Raw genomic sequence first — 24,189 nt, 5'->3', positions numbered from 1 at the left:
GATGGCCAAGCGCACCAGCCTGTGGACGACGCTGACGGAACCACTGATTTCGCAGAACCCGGTGACGCTGCAGATCCTCGGCATCTGTTCGGCGCTGGCGGTGACCACATCCGTTGCCACCGCCGTCACCATGTCGGTATCACTGACGATCGTGATCGTGCTGTCGGCATTGCTGGTGAGCCTGATCCGCCGCCATATCCCGGATTCGATCCGGCTGATCGTGCAGATCGTCATCGTCGCCTCGCTGGTGATCGTCATCGACCAGTTCCTGCAGGCCTATTTCTTCGACATCAGCAAGCGGCTTTCGGTGTTCGTCAGCCTGATCACCACCAATTGCCTGGTGCTGGGACGCACCGAGTCCTTCTCGCGCAACAATCCGCCGCTGCCGTCGATGATCGACGCTCTTGGGAATGGCCTCGGCTATTCGCTGGTGCTGATCGTCATCGGCTCGCTGCGGGAACTGTTCGGCACGGGCAAACTGCTCGGCTATCAGGTGTTCGCCACGGTCGAACAGGGCGGATGGTTCACGCCGCTGAACCTGATGCTGCTCGCGCCGAGCGCCTTCTTCCTGATCGGCGGGTTGGTCTGGGCGATCCGCTCGGCGCTGCCCGAACAGGCCGAAGCCGCCGAGTTCACGCCGCCGGAAACCGGGGAGGCGGGCCAATGAACGAACTCGCAGGCCTTTTCCTGAAGGCAGCCTTCGTCGAGAACATGGCGCTGACGCTGTTTCTCGGGCTCTGCACCTTTCTGGCGCTGTCGCGCCGCACGGGAGCGGCCGTCGGCCTCGGCATTGCCGTCGTGGCGGTGATGGGCGTCACCATGCCGCTCAACAACCTGATCTACAACGCGCTCCTGAAACCCGGCGCATGGGCCTGGGCCGGCATGCCGGACACCGACCTCTCCTATCTGAAGCTGATCGCCTTCATCGGCGTGATCGCGGCCACGGTCCAGCTCGTCGAAATGGTGCTCGACCGCTATTTTCCGGCAATCCACGCCTCGTTCGGCGTGTTTCTGCCGCTGTTGACGGTGAATTGCGCGATCCTCGCCGGCAGCCTGTTCATGGTCGAGCGCGACTATGATCTGGTGGAATCGACCGTGTTCGGGCTCGGCGCGGGCTTTGGCTTCGGCGTTGCCGTGGTCATGCTCGGCGCCATCCGCGCCCGGCTTGCCTATGCCGACCTTCCGAAGGGCCTGCGCGGGCTCGGCATCACCTTCACGATTGCCGGCATGATGTCGCTTGGCTTTTCGGCCTTTGCCCAGATGGTGTCGCCATGAGCGAGATCGCCCTTGCCGCCGTCATCGTCATCGCGCTGGTCGTGATCCTGACGCTCGCGCTGCTGACAACCCGGGCGCGTCTGGTCCCGGCTGAAACGATCAGGATCAGCGTGAACGGCGCCATGACGCTCGAGGCCCGGCGCGGCGACCGGCTGCTTACGGTGCTGCACCGCGCGGGCATCGGCATACCTGCCGCCTGCGGCGGTTCCGGCACATGCGGGCTCTGCCGCGTCCATGTCGAGGGCGAAGGCGCGGGCGAACCGCAGGCGACCGAACGGGGCGTGTTGTCGGCGGCCGAGCGGCGGTCCCACATGCGCCTTGCCTGCCAGACCGCGCTGCGCGGACCCTGCTCCGTCACGGTACCGCAGGATTTCGTCGGTGCGACCGGCTTCACCTGCCGGGTGGTTTCCAACACGATGAAGGCGCCGCTGATCCGCGAACTTGTGCTGGCGCTTCCGGAAGGCCAGCCCTTCGATTATCGCGCGGGCGGCTTCATGCAACTGACCGCGCCGCCCTACCGGCTGGATTTCCACGATATCGAAATCGACGCGGCCTTCTCCGGCTCCTGGCGCATCGCCGGCTGGCCGGACATGACCGGGGCCTCCGATATTCCGGTCACGCGGGCCTATTCGATCGCCAACCGCCCGAGCGACGCGGCGGAAGGCCGCGCCGTGTTCAACATACGGCTTGCCGCCCCGCCGCCGGGGCGCGAGCGCGAGATCCCGCCGGGCATCGTCTCGTCCTATCTGTTCGCGCTGAAGCCGGGCGATGACGTGCAGGCCTCCGGCCCGTTCGGCGAGTTCCACGTGCAGCAGAGCGACCGCGAGATGGTGTTCATCGGCGGCGGCGTCGGCATGGCGCCGCTCAGGGCGATGATCCACGAACAGATCGGCAAGGGCACGAAGCGAAAGATGCGCTATTTCTACGGCGCCCGCTCGCTTGCCGACCTGTTCTATGTCGAGGAGTTCGACGCGATCGCCGCAGAGCATCCGAACTTCTCGTGGACGCCGGCGCTGTCCGATCCCGCGCCCGGCGACCGCTGGACGGGCGCCACCGGCTTCATCCACGAAAATGTCCGCGCCGCCATGCAGAAGCATCCCGCGCCCGAGGACTGCGAATATTATCTCTGCGGCCCGCCGGTGATGATCTCGGCGGTGCTGACCACACTTTCGCGGCTCGGCGTCGAGCCGCATTCCATCTTCAACGACGATTTCGGAGTCTGACCCATGACCACGCTGAACAGCCCGACCCGCCGTCGCTTTCTCGCCCTGACCGGGGCCGCCGGCCTCGGCCTCGCAACGCCCGCGCTGCTCCGCGCAGCACCCGCGACCGCCAGCGTAACCGGTTCGGCCTTCGCCTCCAACTGGAGCGTGACGCTGGCCGATACCGCCGATGTCGCACCGCTGAAACAGCGCTTCGACCGGCTACTCGCTGGCATCGACCGGATGATGTCGCCCTGGCGCGCCGACAGCGAGATCACCGGCTTCAACGTCGCAACGCGCGAAGCCAGTCGGATTTCCGCCGAGACCGCGTTCACGGCCGATGCCGCGCTTGCCATGGCTGCGGCAAGCGATGGCTGGTTCGACCCGACCATCGGCCCGCTCGTCGCCCGCTACGGCTTCGGGCCGATCGAAGGCAATGTCGGCCCCGAGGACAAGGCCGCGCCGCGCTGGCGTTCGCTCGCCGTCGAGGGCGATCTTCTGGTCAAGCAAGAGCCGGGCCTCACCATGGATCTGTGCGGCATCGCCAAGGGCCGGGCGCTGGACCTGATGGCGCTGGAGCTCGGCAATACCGGCCATGACGATTTCCTGATCGCCATCAGCGGCGAGTTACTCTCAGGTGGCCGCCATCCGGAAGGCCGGCCATGGCAGGTGGCGGTGGAAGACCCGCGCCCGGACGCCGACAGCACCTTCGGCGTGCTCAGGCTCGACAATGCCGCCGTCGCGACCTCCGGCCTCAGGGCGCAGAGCTATGATCTCGACGGCAGACGCTACAGCCACATCATCGACCCCTATCACGGCCGCCCGGTCGAGGGCGAAATCGCCTCGGTTTCGGTAATCGCGCCGGATGCGATGACGGCCGATGGCTGGGCGACGGCGCTGACGGCTGCGGGCGCGGCAGGTCCCGCACTTGCCCGCCGCCGCGGCATTGCCGCGCTGTTCCTGTTCCATGACGGGGCCGGACTAAGAAATGAAAGCGTGAACGGTTTCGACCGTTTGCTGCTATAAGAGGGGCGAGGAGACGACGATGGAAATCGTTCTGGCAATCGGAATTTTCGCACTGGTGGCAGCCGGTCTAGGACTTGGACTGATGCTCGGGCGCGGGCCGCTCAAGGGCTCGTGCGGTGGCATGGCCTGCCTCAAGGACGTCGCCTGCGAGGGTTGCCCGCACAAACGCGGGAGGGAGGACGCGTGAGCGACACGATCGAGAGCATCACCCGCACCGATACGCTGACGGTGACGCCGGAGATGGCGATCCGGCGCGCGGTGGCGCTGATGCTGGAAAGCCGCGCCGCCGGCGCGCCGGTCATCGACGACGCCGGCGTGCTTTGCGGCATACTGACCCAGAAGGATTGTTTCCGCCCGACCCTTCAGGCGGGCTATTATCAGGAATGGAAAGGCACGGTTGGCGAGTACATGTCCACCGAAGTCGTAACCCTGCCGGCAAGCGCCGACCTGATGACGGCCGCGGAAGCCTTTCTCGAACACCCGCACCGTATCTTTCCCGTGGTCGACGGCGACCGGCTGGTGGGCCTGCTGCGCCGCTCGGATGTGCTGGCGGCACTGGTGCGGCTGAGCAACTGAAACCGCTCCGATCGCGGGCATCCGCCCGGTCCGACCAACGGCAGCGGCGAAAGCCGAGCGGTCGACTATCCGCGCCTGACTTCGCGGCGATGGGTGATGCAGGCGCCTATCTCGCCGGGCAGTGACGTGATCCCGAGACCCGGTATTTCATCAATGCGCCACAGACCATGTTCGATCCTGTCTCCGATAGCCCCGAAAGCATCGCGCAGCGGGTTCGGATTGACATCGACCTCCAGCAGACCCGGACCGCCGGCTGCGGCGAGAACGCTGGCGGAGGCTGCAAGCCCGATACCGCCGCCGAGAAAATGCGGGCAATAGACCCGTCCTCTTTCAAGCGCCTTGCGGGCGACCGCCAGACAGCCCGTCAGGCCGCCCCATTTGGCGACATCGGGCTGGTAGAAGGTCAGCGCCCCGTGGTCGAGCGCAGCGTCGAACGCATCGAAACCGGCGATATTCTCGCCGGCGGCAAGCGGAACGGGCCTGCGGGCAAGTCTCTTCCAGTCATCTGCCGCCGCGTAGGCCGGGATCGGTTCCTCGATCCAGCCAAGGTCCGCCTCCGAAACCGCGTCCAGAAACCGCTCGGCGGCTTCGACATCCCAGGCCTGATTGGCATCGGCAAACAGCGTATCATCGGCGCGCAGCGTCTCTGCGAGGCGAACCAATTTTGCGGGATCGGCCGCGTCATCAAAGCCGACCTTGACCTTGAAGGCCGAAAACCCTGTTTTTCTCGCGGCCGCGACCACATCGGCGGCGGCATCGATATGGATGCCGCTGGCATAGGCGGGAACGGCAAGCTCTGCCTGCGACGAGAGAGCGCGCGCCACCGGCAGCCCCTCGCGCCGCGCCACAAGGTCCCAGGCGGCGATATCGAGAGCGGCCACCACCTGTGCGAAAGGTCCGGGCTCGCCGCATTGCAGGGCGCGGATCCGGGTCGCGCGGGTAAGCTCGTAGAACATCGCTTCCGGGCTTTCCCAGTCGCGCGCCAGCACCAGATCGGCGATATCGTCGATCAGCAGGTTGACGCGATGCTCGGCGCCGGCGGCGGGCCAGTTGGCAAACGCCTCGCCGAAACCGAAGGCGCCGTCCGCGTCCTCGATACGGACGAAGACGGCCGGCCGGTTATGCATGACGCCGAACGACGTCGCCACCGGCCGGGCGATCGGCGCCCGGCAGGCAAAGGCTTCGATACGGGCGACGCGAAAGGCCCTCATGGCTTAAGCGTAAGCGCAGGTAAACGCGCCCTCCCGCCCGATATCGTCGAAGCGGTAGCGCGGCTTGAACGGCAGCGCCTCTTTTCGGGTGAGGTCGCCCAAGCGATGCAGGATGTCGAGCCCATTGCCCTCCAGCGCCTTCAGCACCCCTGCCTCGTCCGGGAAATGCTGCTGGATCGCCTCGAGCCAGATCGTGCGCCCCGCCAGAAAGCCCTGCGCGCCGGCGGCATAGGAATAGGACAGAACACGTTCGAACATTTCCGGCGCGGCCCCGCCCGAAAGCAGCACCCACGGAATGCCGGCATCGGCACAGATGCTGCCGAGGGTTTCGAACGCAGCGGCGGCCTCTTTCGAGGCGGCGCTGCCATCCAGCGGCGGCAGGCTTGCGGCCGGCAGCGGCGTTTCCAGCTTGAACAGGTCGACGCCGTATTCAGGCTTGGCGAATTCGCGGACGCTGTCGATCACCAGATCGGCGCTCTTGTCGGCGCTTTCGACATAGGCGGTTGTATGTTTGGCGCTGTCGGGGAAGGGATAGACGAGCAATTCCAGCACATAGGGAATATCGTGGCGCGCGCATTCGGCGCCGACAGTGCGGACATAGTCCTGCTGATGGGCGAGCACCTCCGGCGAAGCGTCGGGACGATACCAGGCCAGCACCTTGACCGCATCGCCGCCCATGCGGCGGATCTTCTCCACCGTCCAGTTGTCGATCGAGCGCGACTTGCGGCCGCCGGGGGTTTCCTGGAAACGATGTTCCTCCAGCGTGACGATCAGCCCGGTATGGGCCGGCAGCGCGTCGATTGCGGCCGGAACGGCATAGTTCGGGTCGAACAGCATCGACGAGGCCTCCCCCGACAGCGCCCGCACCAGCAGGCGCTTGGCGGCCACCATGTCGGCATAGGCGACGGCCTCGACCTCGATCCCGCGTGCCTTGGCGATCGATTGCGCCAGCGGCGGGCGCTGATCCAGCGCGACCATCGTGAAGTGGCCGTTTTCGTCGGCAAGGCGCTGCAGCCCTCTCTGCTTTCCGATGCTCGTCATGTTCTTCTCTCTCTCCATAATCTGACAGTCTCGTTGAAATCGGGAATTCCGCGCCGACCCGTCGGGCGGGTGCATTTCAGTCCGGCGGCGGCGGAAGCAAAACCCGCGGCCGCAGTGGCATCGGCGCCGGCGGCAACCGCCATGGCCCAGGCGCCGTGGAAGACATCGCCCGCGCCCGTGGTATCGACCACGGCGACGGGAAAGGCCGGATAGTGATGCGGCTTGCCATCTTCCAGCCAGTCGATCCCCTCACCGCCCCTGGTGACCGCTGTAATGGCTGAGCCGTATGACGCCGCCTTTTCAAGCGGTCGATCCGCACCCGCGAAGGCGGCGAGCGCCTGCTCGGAAAAGATCACGTGATCGGTGAGCGGCAACAGCCTCTCGAAAACGCTGGCTTCTGCCACATCGGCGTCGAGCACCGTCGGCACGCCGAGCTTGCGGGCTGCGGCAAACACCGCCTCAACAGCCTCCGGCCAGCGCGGATCAGCCAGTACCGCGCCCGCATTTGCGATATCGCCAAGCGGTAGCCAGTCGGGCGCAACCGGCAGGCCGCCGCCCCGGAAATTGACGATCAGCCGCTCGCCCGCCGCATCTACGATGACGCCGGAGACGGAGGATTGCGCGCCCTCAAAAAGCTTCAGCCCGCCGACATCGACACCCGCCGCCGAAAGTTCGTCGCGCATGGCATGGCCCGCCGCATCGTCGCCGGCGCGGCCCCAGAACCGGGCCCGGCCGCCGAGCTTGGCCACCGCGACGGCCGCCGTTGCGGCCATGCCGCCGCCCGTGGAGACGAAATCGGTGGCGCGCCACTTGCCAGCGCCCTCGGGGATGGACTCGACGTTCCAGATATGATCATAGGCCGTCAGCCCGAGGCAGATCACCGTCGGATCGCGCCGCGTCCAGCCCTCGGGAAGCGCAGTCACAGGCCGGCTATGCAGAGATATTTGATCTCCACATACTCCTCGATCCCGTATTTCGAGCCTTCGCGGCCAAGGCCGGATTGCTTGACGCCGCCGAAGGGGGCCGCCTCGTTGGCGATCAGCCCGGTATTGATGCCGACCATGCCGGCCTCCAGCGCCTCTCCGACCCGGAAGACGCGGGCGAGATCGCGACTGTAGAAATAGGCGGCAAGGCCGAATTCGCTGTCATTGGCCAGCCGGATCGCTTCCGCCTCGTCGGCGAAGGGAATGACCGGGGCGAGCGGGGCGAAGGTTTCCTCGCGCGACACCTTCGCCTTCGGGCTGACGCCGGAAATCACCGTCGGCCTGAACCATGTGCGGCCGAGCTCATGCCGCCCGCCGCCGGTGATGAGCGTCGCGCCGAGCGCCAGCGCATCCGCCAGATGCTCCTCGACCTTGGCGACGGCCGCCTCGTCGATCAGCGGCCCCTGTTCGACGCCGGGGTGAGCGCCGTTGCCGACCACCAGCGCATCGGTCGCCTTCGCCAGCCTGCGGGCGAATTCATCGACGATGCTTTCATGCACGTAAATGCGGTTGGCGCAGACACAGGTCTGGCCGGAATTGCGGAATTTGGCGATCATCGCGCCTTCGACCGCGGCATCGAGATCGGCGTCCTCGAACACGATGAACGGCGCATTGCCGCCAAGCTCCAGCGACAGCCGCTTGATGTCATGCGCGCTTTCGCGGATCAGCCAGCGGCCGACCTCGGTCGAGCCGGTGAAGCTGATCTTGGCAATGGTTTCGGATTTGCAGAAGATTTCACCGATCATGCTGGCCTTGCCGGTGACCACCTGGAAGATGCCCGCCGGTATGCCCGCGCGCTCGGCCAGAACCGCGAGCGAAAGCGCCGAAAGCGGCGTCTGCGAGGCCGGCTTGACGATGATCGGGCAACCGGTGGCCAGCGCCGGACCGGCCTTGCGCGTGATCATGCCATTGGGGAAATTCCACGGCGTGATCGCCGCGCAAACCCCGATCGGCTGCTTGACGACGATCACCCGGCGATCGGGCGACGGCGAGGGAATGACGTCGCCATAGATCCGCTTGGCTTCCTCGGCGAACCATTCGAGATAGGCGGCATTGGCAAGGATCTCGCCCTTGGCTTCGACCAGCGGCTTGCCCTGCTCAGCTGTCAGGATCGCGGCCAGATCGTCGGCATTCTCGACGATCAGATCAAACCATTTGCGCAGCTTCACGCTGCGGGCCTTGGCCGGCAATGCCGCCCAATCGGCCCTGGCCCTGGCGGCCGCCGCAATCGCGCGTTCGATCACATCGGCATCGAGCGACGGTACGCGGCCGACAAGGCTGCCATCGGCGGGATTGGTGACATCGATGCCGGCGGCATCGGTCGCTGCTATCCATTCGCCGTCGACATAGGCATCGGCGGTCAGAAGGGTCGGGTCTTTGAGGGAAATCGTCATGCTTCGAGCTTTCTGGTTTTTCCGAGCGCCATGCCGGTTTCGGGATCGAACAGATGGGCCTTTCCGGCAACCGGCGACAAATAAAGCGTCTCACCGGCCTTCGGTTTGATATCGGGGGAGACGCGGGCGATGACATCCTGACCTGCGAGCGTGACATGGATCAGCGTGTCGGAGCCGAGCGGCTCGACCAGATGGATCAGCGCCTTGAGGCCTTCATCCTCGCAAGCCGGGGCAAGGTGTTCGGGACGCACGCCGAGGGTCACATTACCCGCCACATCCGCAGCGCCGGCCACCGAGGTCGCCGACAGCACGCTGCCGTCGGCAAGCACGATGCTGCCGCCGTCGACCTTTGCCGGCAGGAAATTCATCGACGGCGAGCCGATGAAGCTTGCGACGAAGGTGTTGACGGGATTTTCGTAAACATCCTCCGGCGTTCCGACCTGCTGGATCTCGCCGAATTTCAGCACCACGATCCGGTCGGCCATGGTCATGGCCTCGACCTGGTCGTGGGTCACGAACACCATCGTCGTCTTCAGCTTTTTCTGCAGCTCCTTGATCTCGGCCCGCACCTGCGCCCTGAGCTTGGCATCGAGGTTCGACAGCGGTTCGTCGAACAGGAACACCTGCGGATGGCGCACGATCGCGCGGCCCATCGCCACGCGCTGGCGCTGGCCGCCAGACAGCGCCTTGGGGCGGCGATCGAGATAGGGCGTGATGTCCAGAAGCTCGGCGGCCTCGGCCACCAGCGGCTCGATTTCGGCCGCCGACATGCCGCGCATCTCGAGCGCAAAGGTCATATTCTGGCGCACGGTCATATGCGGATAGAGCGCGTAATCCTGAAACACCATGGCGATGTCGCGCTTGGCCGCCGGCGTGTTGTTGACCAGCTTGTCGCCGATCCTCAACTCGCCGCCATTGATCGATTCCAGCCCCGCCATGATGCGCAGCAGGGTCGACTTGCCGCAGCCAGACGGGCCGACGAGCACGATGAATTCCTCGTCGGCAATTTCCAGGTTGAGGCCGGAGATCACCTCGTGCTGACCATAGCTCTTGACGAGATTGCGGACCGAGATCGAAGCCATCAGCTTTGCTCCCCGAATGACAGGACAGGTTTGATCGAGCGGCCTTCAGCGAAATGCGCGAATTTTTCCGGCAGCGCATCGAGCGGAAAGGCGTCATCGACGAAGCCGGCGTATTTTTCCCGGTTGGCGCGCAGCAGCTCGACATTGGCGTCGAAATCGCCCTTGGGGAAATAGAAGGTGCGCAGCATCACGAAATCCTTGCGGCGAAACACCTTGTCCTCGGTGATCGTCCACGGTGCGGCGTTCTCGCCGACAAGCACGATCACGCCCTTGGGCAGGACCAGTTCGATAGCGAGATTGCGCGCCGCATGGTTGCCCGAGCATTCAACGATCAGATCGAAACGATGGTCTTTGCTCCCGACCGGAACGAGGATGGCGCCGAATTCCTCCGCAAGCCTTGCTCGTTCCGGATTGGGCTCGGAGACATGCACATTGGTGTAGCCGAGCGCCTGGGCGGCGAGCACCACGCCAAGCCCGACGGGGCCTGCGCCGGTCACCAGCACTTTCGGATGTTCGGCGGCGAGATGGCGGGCGGCATCCCGCAACGCATGGGCGGACGTACCGATCGTGTCGAGCAGCAGCGGCGCGAGATCGGCGTCGATATCATCGGGCACCGGCAGCAGGCAGTTGTCGGGGACAGTGACATATTCGGCATAGCCGCCATCGCGGTTCCAGCCGATCAGCGAGGAAACGGTCACGCAGCTTTGGGTATGGCCGGCGAGGCAGGGCGCGCACTGCCCGCAATGAAGCGGAATGTAGACGGCGCAGAGCCGCCCGTGAAGCGGGTGGCCGGGCTGGTCCACATAGCCGGCGATCTCGTGGCCGGCGATATGCTGCGCGCCATTGTGCCACAGCTTGAAATCGGAACCGCACAGCGCCGTGCGGGCGATCTTCACCAGCGCCTCGCCGTCAGCCGGAACAGGACGTGGGACGGTGGCGATCGCGATCCGGTCGCCGCCCTGAAAATCGGCGGCGCGCATGGCGGGAGCTTCGTTGGAAATGGTCATGGTCATCCTTTCACCGCACCAAGCGTCAGGCCCGAAATCAGCCAGCGCTGGACGACAGCCGCGAGGATCAGCGGCGGCAGCGCGATAATCGTCGCCGCAGCCATCAGCCCGCCCCAATTGGTCGAGCCCTCGCCTATGAAATTGAAGGAGGCGGCAATCAGCGTCTTGGTCCTGGAATTGCTGAGCACCAGCGCGAACAGGAAGAAATTCCAGGAGAAGATGAAGGCGAGGATCGCCGACACCGCAAGCCCGGAGGACACCAGCGGCAGGGCGATGCGCCGGAAGATGCGCGCCGGCGAGCAGCCATCGACCTGGGCGGCCTCGAATACCGAGCGCGGAATGCCGTCGAAATAGGGCAGCAGCACCCAGATCACCACCGGCATGGTGATCACGGCATGGGTCAGGATCAGCGCCCAATAGCTGCCGATCATGTCGACCTGGCGGAACATCACATACCAGGGCAGCAGGAACAGCGTTCCCGGCGCCATGCGCGCCATCAGCGTGACCACCGCCGGCCAGGTGATCCGCGTCCACGAGGCGACAAAGGCCGCCGGCGCGCCGAGCAGCAGGCCGAGCGTGGTCGAGCCGATCGTCACCACCAGCGAATTGATGGTGTAGCGCACGAACGGCACCGTGCTGTTGAGGGTCTTGTAGTTTTCGAGCGTCGGCTCGAAGAACAGCGTCGGCGGATAGGCCGTGACCTCGTAAGAGTGCTTGAAGGAGGACAGGATCATCCACGCCGTCGGCGTCATGACGATCATGCCGGCAAGCACCAGAAGCACGATATTGACGCCGTCGAGCCAGCGAGAATCGGAAGGTCTGTTACTCATCTTACCACTCCACCGCGGCGCGCAGCCGGTTGAGGACAATCACCGCCCCGAAGACGACCGCCGAGAGCGTGATCATCAGCGCGCTGGCATAACCAAGCTGGAAGAACTCGAAACCGGCGCGGAAACCGTAGATGTTGAGCGTCATCGACCGGTCGGAGGGGCCGCCCTGGGTGGTGATGTAGATCAGGTCGAAGAAGCGCAGCAGGTCGACCGAGCGCAGCACCATGGCGGTCACCAGCGTCGGCAGCAGCAGCGGCAGCGTGATCCGCCAGAACACCTTTCCGCGCGGCGCGCCGTCGATCTCGGCGGCCTCGTAGACCGAGGGCGGCAGCGATTGCAGCCCGCCGAGCACGATCAGCGCGACATAGGGCGTCCACTGCCAGGTATCGATCATCGCCAGCGTCGGCACCACGAACATGGGCGAGGCAAGCCAGGCCGAAGGCGGCAGGCCGAGCGATGTCAGGATATAGTTGGCAGCGCCGAGCGAGGGATCGAGGATCACCAGCCACATCATGCCGGCCACCACGGGCGGGATCATGAAGGGCGAGATGAACAGCGAGCGGATGATGCCGGGAAGCCGCTTGGCGCGGAACAGAAGCAGCGCCAGCCCCGTGCCGAGCAAGAGCTGCAGGGCAAGCGACAGAAAATAGAGATAGAAGGTGACCCAGATGCCATTCCAGAACTGGTCGTCACCCACCATGCGGACGTAATTGACGGCGCCGTAGCCGCGCACCTGCCCCGTGGACGAAAAGCTCTGGAAGCTCAGCCAGACCGTATAGACCACCGGAAAGGCGATCATGCCGATGGTGAATAGGAGTGCCGGCAGCGACATCGCCGCCAGTTGTCCTCGATGTTCTTCAGTCCTGCTCATCGGTTCCCCTCACCCGGCCAGAAAGCCGCCATCGACCATGGCGACGCTACCAGTGACATAACCCGCCGCCGGCATGCACAGATAGACGACCGTTCCGGCAACGTCATCCGGCTTTCCCCAGCGCTTCAAGGCGGTGCGGGCGGCGATGCGGTTGTAATGTTCGCTGTCCCTGCGCCCCTCGGCGTTGATCGCGGTTTCAATATAACCCGGAGCCACGGCGTTGACGCGGATGCCGTCCCCGGCCCAGGCATGGGCGAGCGCCCGCGTCAGCATCACCAGCCCGCCCTTGGAAGCGCAATAGGCCGGAAGGCGCGGCAGGGCCGCGAAAGCATTCATGGAAGCGATATTGACGATCGAGCCTCCGGCCGCGCCAAGGGCTGACCGAAACGCCGTGCAGCACCGCATCGCTCCGGTGAGGTTGACGTCGATCACCTTCTGAAACACTTCGATATCGAATTCCTCGTCGCGCCGCAGAATGCCGGCGCAATTGATCAGGGCATCGACGCGATCATACTGCGCGGCAAAAGCCTTCACGGCTGCGTCGTCGGTCACATCCAGCACGGCAAGCGTGACGCCGTTGCGGCCGGAAAGCGCCGAAGCGCCGATTTCCGCCTCGGATGCGCCGGTTGCGACAAGCTCGGCCCCGAGCTCGAGAAAGGCCTCGGAAATGGCGCCGCCAATCCCGCCGGTACCGCCAATGACGACCGCACGGAAAGGCTTTGGCAATTTGAAAGAGCGGGATGACACGATGATGCCTTCCTGTTGCGGATGCGGGGATTTTGGCGGCCGCCCGGGAGGAGGGCGACCGCAGGCACTTGTCGTGCCTTTTGTGTTGCGCAGTTCCGAAGCGGAAGCGGCTGCCGCCTCTCCGGGACTTGCGCCAGACTTGCGGATCAGTCGCGCGCGATCAGATCGTTCAGCGAGGCATCCGCCGCGGCGCAGGCCTCATCGACCGTCTTCGAGCCGAGCAGGACATCACCCACGGCCTGGCCGATATACTGGCGCGATTCCGGGTTGCCGATGATCGGGTATCCGATCTGCGATGAACCGGTGGAGGCGAGCGTCGAAAGCGCTGCCTGCCACTGCTGGCGAACCGGGCTTTCGCTGAGCCAGGCCTTGTAATCTGCCGAGTCTGCGACAGCCGGGCGCGGCGGGGCGATGCCCTTCAGCGCCAGCTTGGCCTGCATTTCCGGGCTCGATGCCCATTGCAGGAAATACCATGCGGCATCGGCATTGTCGGAGTAGCCCGAGATCGCCAGCGCCCAGCCGATGACCGTCGGATGCGAGCCGCCGGGACCCGCAGGCAGCGGAATGATGGCGGTGTCCTTCTCGCGCTCGCCGCTTTCCATGATCGTGCCGAACTCGTTGGAACTCTCATACGACATCGCCGAACGGCCGCCGCCATAAAGCGCGGTCAGCTGCTGGAACGAGTAGTTGACCGCGCCGGGCGGGCCGTAGTTCTTCAGCAGGTCGGCATAGAGCTGGATCGCCTTCTTGCTGTCATCCGAGCACAGCGCCGATTTGCCGTCGACCATATACTGGCCGCCCATGTTCCGCATGAAGCCGGAAAAGGTGTAGGGCAGCGCCGGGGCAAGGCCGCGCGTGGCATAGGGCGTCAGATCCGCGCAGTCCTTGAGCTTGGCCGCGGCATCGGCCATCGCCTGGATCGAATCCGGTTCGGCGATATCGCATTTTTCGAAGACGTCGGTGCGATAGTAAAGCAGCGGACCTTCGAGGTTCAGCGGAACGCCGGTGAACTTGCCGTCAAAGGTTGCCGCGTCGATGAGCGCCTTTCCGAAACCGCTGAAATCGTAATCCGGAGAGACGTCGTCCCGGGTGTAGTCGCTCAGGTCCTTGTACCAGCCGGCAGCGGCGAACTGCATGCCCTCGCGCGAAGGCAGCGTCATGAACACGTCGACCTCGTCGCTGCGGGCGTTCATCACCGTCATCAGACGCTGGCGCATCTGCTGTTCCTGATAGCCGTCGACGACCAGCTCGATGCCGGTCAGTTCCTCGAATTCGGCCTTGTGTTCGACCAGAAGATTGCCGATCGGATTGCTGTTGACCAGAAAGGTGACCTTCTCGCCCTCATGCGCCTTCCAGTCGAAGTCGGCGGCGATCGCGCCGGTGGCCATCACGGCCACGATCAGCGAGGTCGCGCTCAGTAGAGATGCTTTTCCTGAAATCATTTCATCCTCCTCTTCAAGCTCCTCTCCTCGGAAACTTGTAACCGGTTACATATCATACTCGATGAATGTGTCAACACGGAAGACGACGGCGATTGCCAAAAAACCAAGACGGAAGTTTACCTTGCAAGCGCGCCGAAACCGGCTAGAAACGGATAATGACAGTTAAATACCTAGAGAATGGCGGCGTTCTTTGATGGGGAAGTCGATCGGAATTCGCGATGTCGCCCGGCATGCCGGCGTGTCAACGGCCACGGTTTCGCGCGCGCTCAACAACCCGGATACCGTCAGCGCCGCCCTGCGCGACAAGATTCGCAAGGTTATAGAAGAAATCGGTTACATTCCTGACGCCTCCGCCCGGGCGCTTTCTTCGCGGCGCACGCGAACGATCGGCGCGATCGTGCCGACCGTCGACAATGCGATGTTCGCGCAGGGGCTTCAGGCGCTTCAGAGCTATCTCGCAACCCAGAACTACCTCCTGCTTCTGGCCACCAATGAATATGACCTCGACGTCGAACTCGAGCAGGCGCGCAACCTCGCCGAACGCGGCATTGACGGGCTGATCCTGCGCGGCGACCGGCGGCATGCGGTGCTCCGGCGCATGCTTGACGCCCACCGCATTCCCTTCGTCAATGTCGGGGTCTACGAGCCGGAAAAACCCTATCCTTCGGTCGGCGTCGACAATGCCGAGGCGGGCCGCACGCTGGCGCGCTACATCACCGGGCTCGGCCACAGGCGGATCGCGATCGTCGCGGCGCAACAGCGCAACAACGACCGCGCCGCGGCCCGCCTCAGGGGCATTCTCGAGGTTCTGGAAGCCAATGGCTGCGCGCCGCCCGACAACTGGGTGCTTCAGGTCAACTACGCGCTTGACGATGCCCGCGACGCCTCGCGCGCGCTGCTGATGGGCGACGAGCGCCCGACAGCGGTGATCTGCGGCAATGACGTGATCGCCTATGGCGTGATGCTTTCGGCGATCCGCATGGGGGTCTCGGTTCCCGAAGAGCTTTCGGTGGCGGGCTTTGACGATCTCGAATGGAGCCGGCATCTGCAACCGAGCCTGACGACGATCCACATCCCGACCAACGAGATCTGGGTGCGCGCCGGCCGCTATCTGGTGAACGCGCTGAACGACGAACCGGCGGTCATGCACCAGAAGGTCGACTTCTCCCTGGTGGTGCGCGAGTCAACCGCGCCGCCATCCAGGTAGGCGCGCTAGAGCATCGGGCGATGAGTTGGCATCGCCCGATGCTCTAGATTCTTTATTTTGACGCGTCGGGTTAACGAAAAACCGGTAACCACTTTTTCGCCCGACGCTCTAAAACACGGATGTCTGCTTGCCGGCCACGCGAACCAGCGTGAGACGCGTGACCCGACAACGCCCGTTCCTCGAAGCTCGACAACCGGTTTGCGTTCCGCGATATCATGCCTGCGTAGGCCGCGGGCCGCGGCAAGAGCAGGACCTTTCCCATGAAAGACTATTTCATCGGCATCGATGCCGGTTCATCCATTCTCAAATGCGCTGTCTTCGACCGCGCCGGGCGGCAGTTGAGCGAGGCCGCCGAGCGGACGCCGATCGACCGGCCGAAGCCCGGCTTCAGCGAACTCGACCCGGCGCACTCATGGCAGGCGACGAAAAAGGTGATCGCCGAGGCCGTCCGGGCAAGCGGCATCGCCCCGGACGATTTCGGCGGCTGCGGGCGTTCGACAAAAGCCTTCTCATCCAATGCCGTCATGCCGGCCTTGAGCCGGGATGACGGCGGAGGGGGAAATAGAGCGCCCTCAACCTGAGTTTATCCCGAGGTCAGGAGGCCGCGATCGGAACGCTGCTGTCGTTCAACGTGTTCGACATCATCTGGCTGCTAACGGCAGGCGGCCCCGCGAACGGAACCCGCACCATGCCGGTGCTGATCTACGAGACCGCCTTCAAGGGCTATCGGCTGAGCGAGGCGGCAACCGTTTCGGTGATCGCGACCGTTCTTCTGCTCGCCTTCGCGCTCGTCACCGCGCGGGCGCTCGACCGGGAGGAGAACTGACCATGAAGCGCTCTCTTGCCGTCAACATCCTGCTTGCCCTTACCCTTCTGGCGCTGGTCATACTGGTGGCGCTGCCGTTCTACTGGGTGGCTTCGGGCTCGTTCAAGCTGCCGCAGGAGATCATTGCGCGAAAGCCCACCTTCTTTCCGCATTCCTTCACGCTGCAGCATTATGTCAAGCTGCTCGCCAATTCCGCCTACACCACCTATGTCGGCAACAGCCTGATCCTGCGCCGGGTCATGCTGCCGCTGATCGCCCCCGGCATGGCAAGTGTGGCCATCTTCGCCTTCATCACCTCATGGACCGAATATGTGTTCGCCTCGGTTCTGATCATCTCCGACGCCAAGCGCACCGTTCCGGTCGGCTTTGCCGGCATTATCGGCCAGTACCAGATCGACTGGGGTCTGCTTCTGGCCGGCGTCGTGCTGGCGGTCGCGCCGGTGGTCATTTTCTTTGCCTTCATCGGGCGCTGGTTCGTCAGCGGTCTGACCGAAGGCGCGGTCAAATAGAATTGCTTCGATGGCAGAACTCTCGCTCCGCAATATCCGCAAGTCGTTTTCCGGCATGCAAGTCATCCACGATGTCAATCTAGATGTCGAAAGCGGCGCCTTCGTCGTGTTCGTCGGCCCGTCGGGCTGCGGAAAATCGACGTTGCTGCGCATGATCGCCGGCCTCGAGGATGTGACGGCGGGCTCGATCTCGATCGAAGGCCGGGACGTCACCAACACCGATCCCGCCAAGCGCGGCATCGCCATGGTGTTCCAGTCCTATGCGCTCTACCCGCACATGACGGTGGAGGAAAATATCGGCTTTCCGCTGGAAATGGCCGGCATGTGCAAGGAAGACCGCAAGGCCGAGGTGCGCAAGGCGGCAGACATCCTGCATCTCGGTCCCTATCTGGAGCCCAAGCCGAAGGCGCTTTCCGGCGACCAGCGCCAGCGCGTGGCCATCGGCCGCGCCATCGTGCGCAACCCGAAGATCTTCCTGTTCGACGAGCCGCTCTCCAATCTCGACGCGGAACTCAGGGCGCGCCAGCGGCTGCGGCCTCGCTTGCGTACACATCTGCTTTAAAAATGTCGGAACGCGTTTGACATACGGCAAACATTGCCGTTAAAAGACAATTGTCGAACATAATTTTACATTAGTTCGATTGACTGGGAATGGGAGGAATTGTCGTGCAGGCTTTGCTTGAGGTGCATGGTCTCGGAAAGTCGTTTTCCGGGGTTCCCGCGCTGATAGACGGTGCATTCCGGCTGATGCCGGGATCGGTCCACGCGCTTTGCGGCGGCAATGGCGCTGGCAAGTCGACATTCCTCAAGATCGTCATGGGCATCCAGCCGCGTGATCGCGGCACGATATCGCGCAATGGCGAGACCGTTCAGTTCTCCTCCCCCGGCGAAGCGCTCGCCAACGGCATCTCGATCATCGAGCAGGAGTTAAGCCCGGTCCCCGCGATGACGGTGGCCGAGAACATCTTTCTCGGGCGCGAGCCGAGCGGCGCCTTCGGCCGGATCGACTTCAAATCCATGAACGCCCGCGCGCAGGAACTGCTGGACGGCCTGAAATTCACCATCCGGGCGACCGACATGATGATGGACCTGACCGTGGCCCAGACCCAGCTCGTCGAAATCGCCAAGGCGCTCTCCTACGACGCCGAAATCATCATCATGGACGAGCCGACATCGGCGCTCGGCGAGGCCGAGGCCGATCAGCTTTTCGAAGCGGTCAAGACGCTGAAGGCGCGCGGCAAGGGCGTGATCTATGTCAGCCACCGCCTCTCCGAGATCTTCACGATCTGCGACAGCTACACGGTATTCCGCGATGGCCGGTTCGTCGAGGAAGGCGCGCTCGCCGATATCGACAAGGACCGCCTGATCAGCCTGATCGTGGGGCGTCCGCTGACCGAGGAATTCGTCAAGGACAACACCGCCGGAACCGAGCCGACCCTGCGCGTCGAGGGACTTTCCGCGGCCCATGGCGTACGCGACGTGTCATTCACCGCTCATCGCGGGGAAATTCTGGCGCTTTACGGGCTGATGGGCTCCGGCCGCAGCGAGATTTTCGACCGGCTGTTCGGCCTGTCGGACGAGACCGCCGGCACGATCGAGATCAACGGCGTTCGCCGCGAGATCACCCGCCCCGCCCAGGCGATCGCCGCGGGCCTTGCCTATGTCACCGAAGACCGCAAGGGCTCGGGTCTGGTGCTGACGGGCGATGTCCGCGAGAACCTCTGCCTTGCGACCCTTGATCGCTTGTCGACCCCGCTGATGATGAACGGCAGGGCCGAGACGGAAGCCGCCGACCGGATGGTCGAAACGCTCAATATCAAGACGGCATCGCTGAAGCTCGGCGTTTCCAGCCTTTCAGGCGGAAACCAGCAGAAGGTCGTTCTCGGCAAATGGTTCCTGACCGAGCCGAACATGCTGCTTCTGGATGAGCCGACCCGCGGCGTCGATGTCGGCGCCAAGCGGGAAATCTATCGCGTCATGTCCGATTTCGCCAGGGCCGGCGGAACCGTCGTCATGATCTCTTCCGAAACCGACGAAGTGCTCGGCATGGCCGATCGCGCCATCGTGATGCGCGATGGCCGCGTTGCCGGGACGCTGGACCGGGCGGACATGTCCGCCGAAAAACTGCTGCATCTTGCAGCGTAAAAATGTGTCGCAGAGCCGGGAATGCCGTGAAAAACACGCACCCTTTACCTGCCGATAACCCGTAAATCGGGGAGGAACATACGTTGAAAGACACCGTCAAAACGCCGACCGGAGCCGGGACTGAGCAGCAACGCACTTTGACCGAAAGGCTGGGCCCGATCGCGCAGCGCTACGGCATCCTGATCGCGCTGATCCTGGTCTGCGTCGTGCTCTCCGTGGTCAGCGAGAACTTTCTGAGTCCGCGCAATATCGTCAATGTGCTGCGGCAGACCTCGATCAACGGCATCCTCGCCATCGGCATGACATTCGTGATCCTCACGCGCGGCATCGACCTCTCTGTCGGTTCGGTCGTGGCCCTTGCCGGCGTGGTTTCGGCGTCGTTCGCCACAACCTCTTCCAGCGCCTTTATTCCCGGAACGCCCTATATCGCCCCGCTCGCGATCGTCATTGGCATTGCCGCCGGCATTGCCATGGGCGCGATTTCCGGTACGGCGGTTGCCCGGTTTTCGGTGCCCGCTTTCGTTGCCACGCTCGGCATGCTGTCGGCGGCGCGCGGCCTGACGCTGATCTATTCCGGCGGCCGCCCGATCCCGGCGCTGACCGACGGTTATCGCTGGATCGGCACTGGCGATGTGTTCGGCCTTCCGGTCCCGATCATCCTGTTCGCGCTGGTGTTCCTCGTCGCACATTTCGTTTTGACCAACACCCGGTTCGGTCGCCATGTCTATGCCGTCGGCGGCAACCCGCATGCAGCCAAGGTCTCCGGCCTCGGCGTCAACCGTATTCGCTTTATGGTCTACGTCATTTCCGGCGGACTGGCCGGGCTTGCCGGCATGGTGCTCGCGGCCCGCACGGGCTCGGCGCTGCCGCAGGCCGGCATTGCCTATGAGCTTGACGCGATCGCGGCGGTCGTCATCGGCGGCACCAGTCTTTCCGGCGGCATCGGCCGGGTCAGCGGCACCGTCATCGGCGCGCTCCTGATCGGCGTGATGAATAACGGCCTCGATCTGCTGGGCGTCGAATCCTACTACCAGCAGGTCATCAAGGGCGCGTTGATCGTCGCCGCCGTCATGCTCGACCGCTCGCGCAAGAGCGAAGCCTGAGATCCGGCCTGGCCGGTTGTTCCATGCCGCATGTTTGGCGCGGCAGATCTATCCATATGTCACCAAAGGGAGGAAACCCGACATGAATATCCGTAATATCCTGGCAACCACAGCACTGGTCGGCGCCGCATTCGCCGCCACCACCGCCAGCGCGCAGGACCCGCTGAAGATCGGCGCCGCCGTTTATGGCCTCAACGCCGAATTCATGCAGCTCTGGGCCAATGCCGCCGAAAACCATCCCTCGGTCAAGGACGGTTCGGTCGACCTGACCATCTTCGACGGCCGTTACGACGCGCTGGTCCAGCAGGAACAGTTCGAAACCATGGTCACGCAGGGCTATGACGGCATCGTCTTCGTGCCGATCGATATCGAAGCGGGCGCGACCGCCGTCGAGGAAGCCGCCAATGCCGACATTCCGGTCGTGGGCTCCAATACCCAGGTCAACTCTGATCTCCTGACCTCCTATGTCGGCTCCGACGACGTTGAAGCAGGCTACCTCGAAGCCAAGGCCGCGCTCAACGACATCAATTGCTCCGGCGATGTCGTCGTGATCGAAGGTCCGATCGGCCAGTCCGCGCAGATCCAGCGCGGCGAGGGCAATGAAAAAGCGATCGCCGAATGCGGCGACGGCGTTACCGTTGTCGAACAGCAGACCGGCAACTGGAGCCGTGCGGAAGCCCAGTCCCTGATGGAAAACTGGCTGACCGCTCACGGCGACGACATCAAGGGCGTGATCGCGCAGAACGATGAGATGGCGCTCGGCGCGATCGAGGCGATCAAGGCCGCCGGCCTCAACGTCAGCGATTTCTCGATCGCCGGCGTCGATGGCGTGACCGATGCGCTGGAAGCCGTCAAGCGCGGCGACATGCATTCGATCCTGCAGGATGGCCAGGCCCAGGCGCTCGGCGCGATCGATGTGGCGATCAAGGCCGTCAACCCGGACTATCAGCCGACCTCGGGCATCTGGGAAAAATACCCCGAGATGCAGTGGAACAACGGCGAATCCAAGCAGTACAATGTACCGTGGACGCCGGTGACCGCCGACAATGTCGACGATCTCCTGAAACAGCGTCAGTAAACCCTGAAAAGCGCCTGCGGCCTACAATGGCCGCAGGCGCCACCGTCGCGGCACCGCCGTCACAGCAGCCAGAAGAAAGGACGTTTCGATGGCGTCTTCGCTTGAATTTTCACTCGCCGGCAAGGTCGCGGTCGTCACCGGCGCGGCATCCGGCATCGGCGCGGCAATCGCCCGGGCCTTTGCCGCCAAGGGCGCGCGCGTCGCCATTCTCGATATGAACCGCGATGCCGCCAATGCCATGGCCGTCGAACTTTCCGGCGCGAAGGCCTTTTCGTGCAACGTCGCCGACAGCGAAAGCGTGGAAGCGGCAGTTGCCGATGTCAAAGCCGCCTTCGGCGATATCGATATCCTCGTCAATTCCGCAGGCATCGTCGATCTCGCGCCCGCCGAAGAGCTTTCGAAAGCGGCGTGGGACCGCACAATCGCCGTCAACCTGACCGGCACCTACCTGATGTGCCAGGCCGCCGGCCGCCAGATGATCGCCGCCGGCAAGGGCGGACGGATCGTCAATCTCGCAAGCCAGGCCGGCTCGGTCGCCATCGAGGGCCACGTCGCCTATTGCGCCACCAAATTCGCGGTCATCGGCGTCACCAAGACGCTGGCGCTGGAATGGGGCAAGCACGGCATTACCGCCAACTCGATTTCGCCCACCGTGGTGATGACCGATCTCGGCCGCAAGGCCTGGGAAGGTCCCAAGGGCGATGCGATGAAAGCGCAGATTCCAGCCGGCCGCTTTGCCGAACCGGAGGAAATCGCAGCCGCAGCCGTGTTCCTCGCCTCCGATGAGGCCGCGATGATCAACGGCGCCGATCTTCTGGTCGATGGCGGCTACACGGTGCGGTGAATGATGAACGATAAGGTCGCTTCAATGCAGAGATTTATCAACAACCCCGACGATCTTGTCGATGAGACCGTGGCCGGTTTCGTCAGGGCGCACCGCGATCTGGTGCGCCTCGATCCCGCCAATCCACGCGTGATCGTGTCGCGAAACGCTCCGGTTTCCGGCAAGGTCGGCATCGTCACCGGCGGCGGCTCCGGCCACGAGCCGGCGTTCATCGGCTATACCGGTCGCAACATGGTCGACGCGGTCGCGGTCGGCGAACTGTTCTCCTCGCCGACGGCCAAGAGCTTTGCCGACGCGATGCGGGCCGCCGATGGCGGCGCGGGCGTCGCGGTGCTCTACGGCAACTATGCCGGCGACAACATGAACGTCAAAATGGCCGCCCAAATGCTCGAAAAAGAGGGCATCGAGGTCGCGACCGTGGTCGCCAATGACGATGTCTGCTCCGCGCCGCTTTCCGAGCGCGAGAAACGCCGCGGCGTTGCGGGCGAGATCTTCATGTGGAAAATCGCCGGGGCCGTCGCCGCCAAAGGCGGCACGCTCGCCGAGGTGCAGGCCGCCGCCCAGACGGCGATTGATTCCGTGCGCTCGGTCGGCGTCGGGCTCGGCCCTTGCACATTGCCGGCCGTCGGACATCCGAATTTCCAGATCGAGGCCGGAACCATGGAGGTCGGGATCGGCCACCACGGCGAACCCGGCACCCGCGTGGAACCGCTGAAGAGCGCCAATGAAGTTGCCGGCGACATGGTCAAGATCGTCATGGACGATCACGACCTGCCTAAGGGCAGCGAGGTCGCGGTGCTGGTGTCCGGCCTGGGCGCGACCCCGGTCAACGAGCTCTACGTGCTTTACGACCGCATGGAGCAGGAGATCGAGGCGCGCGGCGCGACCGTCTACCGCGCCTATGTCGGCAATTATTTCACTTCGCTGGAAATGATCGGCGCAACGCTGTCGGTCATGGTTCTGGACGATGACATGAAGGCGCTGCTCGACATGGAAGCGGTCGCCCCCGGCTTCAGTCAGACCGGCAACGCCGCGCCGGCAATTCAGCCGTCCGCCGCGCCGAAGGCCGCAACTGCTGCCAAGGCGCAGACAGCAACGGCTGAGGGCAACGCGCCCCGCGCGCCAGAAACCATCAACGGCCCGTCAGTAAAAAATGCCGGCAATGCGGCGATCGTCGAGGAGATCGCGGCGGTGATCGTCGAGAACAAGGCCTGGCTTTCTGAAATCGACGGCAAGATCGGCGATGGCGACCACGGCATCAACATGGCCAAGGGCTTCGGCCGCGCCGCCGAACGGATCTCCGGTTCGAAGATGACGCTGGACGCGGCGATGAGCGTGCTTTCGGACGTTCTGATGTCCGAAATCGGCGGCTCGATGGGCCCGCTCTACGGGTTGATGTTCCAGGAAATGGCCTCGTCGATCAAGGGCCGCACCGCCATCGACGCCGATGCGTTTTCGAACATGCTCAATGCCGGGCTTTCGGGCGTGCGCTCCACCGGCTCTGCCAAGGTCGGCGACAAGACGCTGATCGACACGCTGGTTCCGGCGGTCGAGGCTTTCGATGCCAGCAAGGCCGACGGTTTCGCCCCTGCCCTTCAGGCGATGGCGGAAGCTGCGGAAAAGGGTCGCGATTCCACCGTCGATCTGGTCGCCCGCATCGGGCGCGCAAGCCGGCTTGGCGAGCGCTCGCGCGGCGTTCTGGATGCAGGGGCAACCTCCTGCTGCATGATCCTGACGGAACTTGGAAACGGGTTCTCCCGCCGCCTTCAGGATTGATGAAGGCGGCGCGG

Annotated in this window: 25 protein-coding genes and 1 pseudogene; 16 read left to right on the top strand and 10 right to left on the bottom strand. The window is 64.2% G+C overall.

Going from position 1 to position 24,189, the window contains the following annotated elements:
• The first annotated feature begins 1 nt into the window (after position 1).
• From HQ843_RS12825 to HQ843_RS12800, 6 genes are read left to right on the top strand one after another with little or no spacing between them, the layout of a single operon-like run.
• The gene (locus HQ843_RS12825) at positions 2-667 is read left to right on the top strand and encodes an NADH:ubiquinone reductase (Na(+)-transporting) subunit D (RefSeq protein WP_180897949.1); all 666 of its coding nucleotides are present in this window, start codon (positions 2-4) and stop codon (positions 665-667) included.
• Positions 664-1,275, top strand: coding sequence for an NADH:ubiquinone reductase (Na(+)-transporting) subunit E (gene nqrE / locus HQ843_RS12820; RefSeq protein WP_180897950.1), 612 nt, complete (start codon positions 664-666; stop codon positions 1,273-1,275). Before HQ843_RS12825 ends, nqrE begins: the two co-directional genes overlap by 4 nt.
• Positions 1,272-2,498: an NADH:ubiquinone reductase (Na(+)-transporting) subunit F gene (nqrF, locus tag HQ843_RS12815; RefSeq protein WP_180897951.1), complete on the top strand. Its 1,227-nt coding sequence runs from the start codon at positions 1,272-1,274 to the stop codon at positions 2,496-2,498. Before nqrE ends, nqrF begins: the two co-directional genes overlap by 4 nt.
• Before the next feature lie 3 nt (positions 2,499-2,501).
• Positions 2,502-3,503 (top strand): FAD:protein FMN transferase, encoded by a 1,002-nt coding sequence (locus HQ843_RS12810; RefSeq protein WP_180897952.1) that lies wholly within the window; start codon positions 2,502-2,504, stop codon positions 3,501-3,503.
• A gap of 19 nt (positions 3,504-3,522) precedes the next feature.
• Positions 3,523-3,690: a (Na+)-NQR maturation NqrM gene (gene nqrM, locus HQ843_RS12805; RefSeq protein WP_180897953.1), complete on the top strand. Its 168-nt coding sequence runs from the start codon at positions 3,523-3,525 to the stop codon at positions 3,688-3,690.
• Positions 3,687-4,079: a CBS domain-containing protein gene (locus tag HQ843_RS12800; RefSeq protein WP_180897954.1), complete on the top strand. Its 393-nt coding sequence runs from the start codon at positions 3,687-3,689 to the stop codon at positions 4,077-4,079. Before nqrM ends, HQ843_RS12800 begins: the two co-directional genes overlap by 4 nt.
• A 65-nt stretch (positions 4,080-4,144) precedes the next feature.
• Here HQ843_RS12800 and HQ843_RS12795 read toward each other — a convergent pair whose 3' ends face one another.
• The 10 genes from HQ843_RS12795 to HQ843_RS12750 form a co-directional block, all read right to left on the bottom strand.
• Positions 4,145-5,290 (bottom strand): mandelate racemase/muconate lactonizing enzyme family protein, encoded by a 1,146-nt coding sequence (locus HQ843_RS12795; protein WP_180897955.1) that lies wholly within the window; start codon positions 5,288-5,290, stop codon positions 4,145-4,147.
• A gap of 3 nt (positions 5,291-5,293) precedes the next feature.
• Positions 5,294-6,331, bottom strand: a complete 1,038-nt coding sequence (locus HQ843_RS12790) for a tagatose 1,6-diphosphate aldolase (RefSeq protein ID WP_180897956.1) — start codon at positions 6,329-6,331, stop codon at positions 5,294-5,296.
• Positions 6,328-7,254 (bottom strand): PfkB family carbohydrate kinase, encoded by a 927-nt coding sequence (locus tag HQ843_RS12785; RefSeq protein WP_180897957.1) that lies wholly within the window; start codon positions 7,252-7,254, stop codon positions 6,328-6,330. The genes HQ843_RS12790 and HQ843_RS12785 overlap by 4 nt, the downstream gene beginning before the upstream one ends.
• Complete coding sequence (locus HQ843_RS12780; protein ID WP_180897958.1) at positions 7,251-8,708, bottom strand: NAD-dependent succinate-semialdehyde dehydrogenase; 1,458 nt, start codon at positions 8,706-8,708, stop codon at positions 7,251-7,253. Before HQ843_RS12780 ends, HQ843_RS12785 begins: the two co-directional genes overlap by 4 nt.
• The gene (locus tag HQ843_RS12775) at positions 8,705-9,790 is read right to left on the bottom strand and encodes an ABC transporter ATP-binding protein (protein WP_180897959.1); all 1,086 of its coding nucleotides are present in this window, start codon (positions 9,788-9,790) and stop codon (positions 8,705-8,707) included. The genes HQ843_RS12780 and HQ843_RS12775 overlap by 4 nt, the downstream gene beginning before the upstream one ends.
• Positions 9,790-10,803 carry an alcohol dehydrogenase catalytic domain-containing protein gene (locus HQ843_RS12770; RefSeq protein WP_246710370.1) on the bottom strand — a complete coding sequence of 338 codons (1,014 nt, stop codon included), beginning with the start codon at positions 10,801-10,803 and terminating at the stop codon, positions 9,790-9,792. The genes HQ843_RS12775 and HQ843_RS12770 overlap by 1 nt, the downstream gene beginning before the upstream one ends.
• The gene (locus HQ843_RS12765; RefSeq protein ID WP_180897960.1) at positions 10,800-11,627 is read right to left on the bottom strand and encodes a carbohydrate ABC transporter permease; all 828 of its coding nucleotides are present in this window, start codon (positions 11,625-11,627) and stop codon (positions 10,800-10,802) included. The genes HQ843_RS12770 and HQ843_RS12765 overlap by 4 nt, the downstream gene beginning before the upstream one ends.
• Position 11,628: 1 nt before the next feature.
• Positions 11,629-12,498, bottom strand: a complete 870-nt coding sequence (locus tag HQ843_RS12760; protein ID WP_180897961.1) for a carbohydrate ABC transporter permease — start codon at positions 12,496-12,498, stop codon at positions 11,629-11,631.
• Between the two features lie 9 nt (positions 12,499-12,507).
• Positions 12,508-13,245 carry an SDR family NAD(P)-dependent oxidoreductase gene (locus HQ843_RS12755; RefSeq protein ID WP_246710369.1) on the bottom strand — a complete coding sequence of 246 codons (738 nt, stop codon included), beginning with the start codon at positions 13,243-13,245 and terminating at the stop codon, positions 12,508-12,510.
• A gap of 146 nt (positions 13,246-13,391) precedes the next feature.
• Positions 13,392-14,687, bottom strand: coding sequence for an ABC transporter substrate-binding protein (locus HQ843_RS12750; protein WP_180897962.1), 1,296 nt, complete (start codon positions 14,685-14,687; stop codon positions 13,392-13,394).
• Positions 14,688-14,880: 193 nt separating this feature from the next.
• Between HQ843_RS12750 and HQ843_RS12745 the strand changes: the two genes are divergently transcribed.
• From HQ843_RS12745 to dhaL, 10 genes and pseudogenes are all read left to right on the top strand, one after another.
• Positions 14,881-15,894, top strand: a complete 1,014-nt coding sequence (locus HQ843_RS12745; RefSeq protein ID WP_180897963.1) for a LacI family DNA-binding transcriptional regulator — start codon at positions 14,881-14,883, stop codon at positions 15,892-15,894.
• A gap of 260 nt (positions 15,895-16,154) precedes the next feature.
• The gene (locus HQ843_RS12740; RefSeq protein ID WP_180897964.1) at positions 16,155-16,475 is read left to right on the top strand and encodes an FGGY family carbohydrate kinase; all 321 of its coding nucleotides are present in this window, start codon (positions 16,155-16,157) and stop codon (positions 16,473-16,475) included.
• Positions 16,476-16,525: 50 nt separating this feature from the next.
• Positions 16,526-16,720 carry a sugar ABC transporter permease gene (locus HQ843_RS12735; protein ID WP_180897965.1) on the top strand — a complete coding sequence of 65 codons (195 nt, stop codon included), beginning with the start codon at positions 16,526-16,528 and terminating at the stop codon, positions 16,718-16,720.
• Positions 16,721-16,722: 2 nt separating this feature from the next.
• A complete protein-coding gene (locus HQ843_RS12730) occupies positions 16,723-17,229 on the top strand; it encodes a carbohydrate ABC transporter permease (protein WP_180897966.1) in 507 nt (168 codons plus the stop codon).
• 10 nt (positions 17,230-17,239) lie between these two features.
• Positions 17,240-17,761 (top strand): annotated as a pseudogene (locus HQ843_RS12725) (ABC transporter ATP-binding protein); the annotation flags it as partial.
• A 134-nt stretch (positions 17,762-17,895) separates the two neighbouring features.
• The gene (locus tag HQ843_RS12720) at positions 17,896-19,374 is read left to right on the top strand and encodes a sugar ABC transporter ATP-binding protein (RefSeq protein ID WP_180903500.1); all 1,479 of its coding nucleotides are present in this window, start codon (positions 17,896-17,898) and stop codon (positions 19,372-19,374) included.
• Positions 19,375-19,511: 137 nt separating this feature from the next.
• Positions 19,512-20,477, top strand: a complete 966-nt coding sequence (locus HQ843_RS12715; protein ID WP_180902213.1) for an ABC transporter permease — start codon at positions 19,512-19,514, stop codon at positions 20,475-20,477.
• An 82-nt stretch (positions 20,478-20,559) separates the two neighbouring features.
• A complete protein-coding gene (locus HQ843_RS12710; protein WP_180897968.1) occupies positions 20,560-21,555 on the top strand; it encodes a substrate-binding domain-containing protein in 996 nt (331 codons plus the stop codon).
• A gap of 88 nt (positions 21,556-21,643) precedes the next feature.
• Positions 21,644-22,399, top strand: coding sequence for a GolD/DthD family dehydrogenase (locus HQ843_RS12705; RefSeq protein ID WP_180897969.1), 756 nt, complete (start codon positions 21,644-21,646; stop codon positions 22,397-22,399).
• A gap of 24 nt (positions 22,400-22,423) precedes the next feature.
• A complete protein-coding gene (gene dhaL / locus HQ843_RS12700; protein WP_210275225.1) occupies positions 22,424-24,175 on the top strand; it encodes a dihydroxyacetone kinase subunit DhaL in 1,752 nt (583 codons plus the stop codon).
• The last annotated feature ends 14 nt before the right edge of the window (positions 24,176-24,189 follow it).

This window comes from Martelella sp. NC20 (assembly GCF_013459645.1).
GTDB lineage: Bacteria > Pseudomonadota > Alphaproteobacteria > Rhizobiales > Rhizobiaceae > Martelella.
Note: the sequence above shows the minus strand (reverse complement) of the source record. Positions and strands in the feature narration are given on the sequence as shown.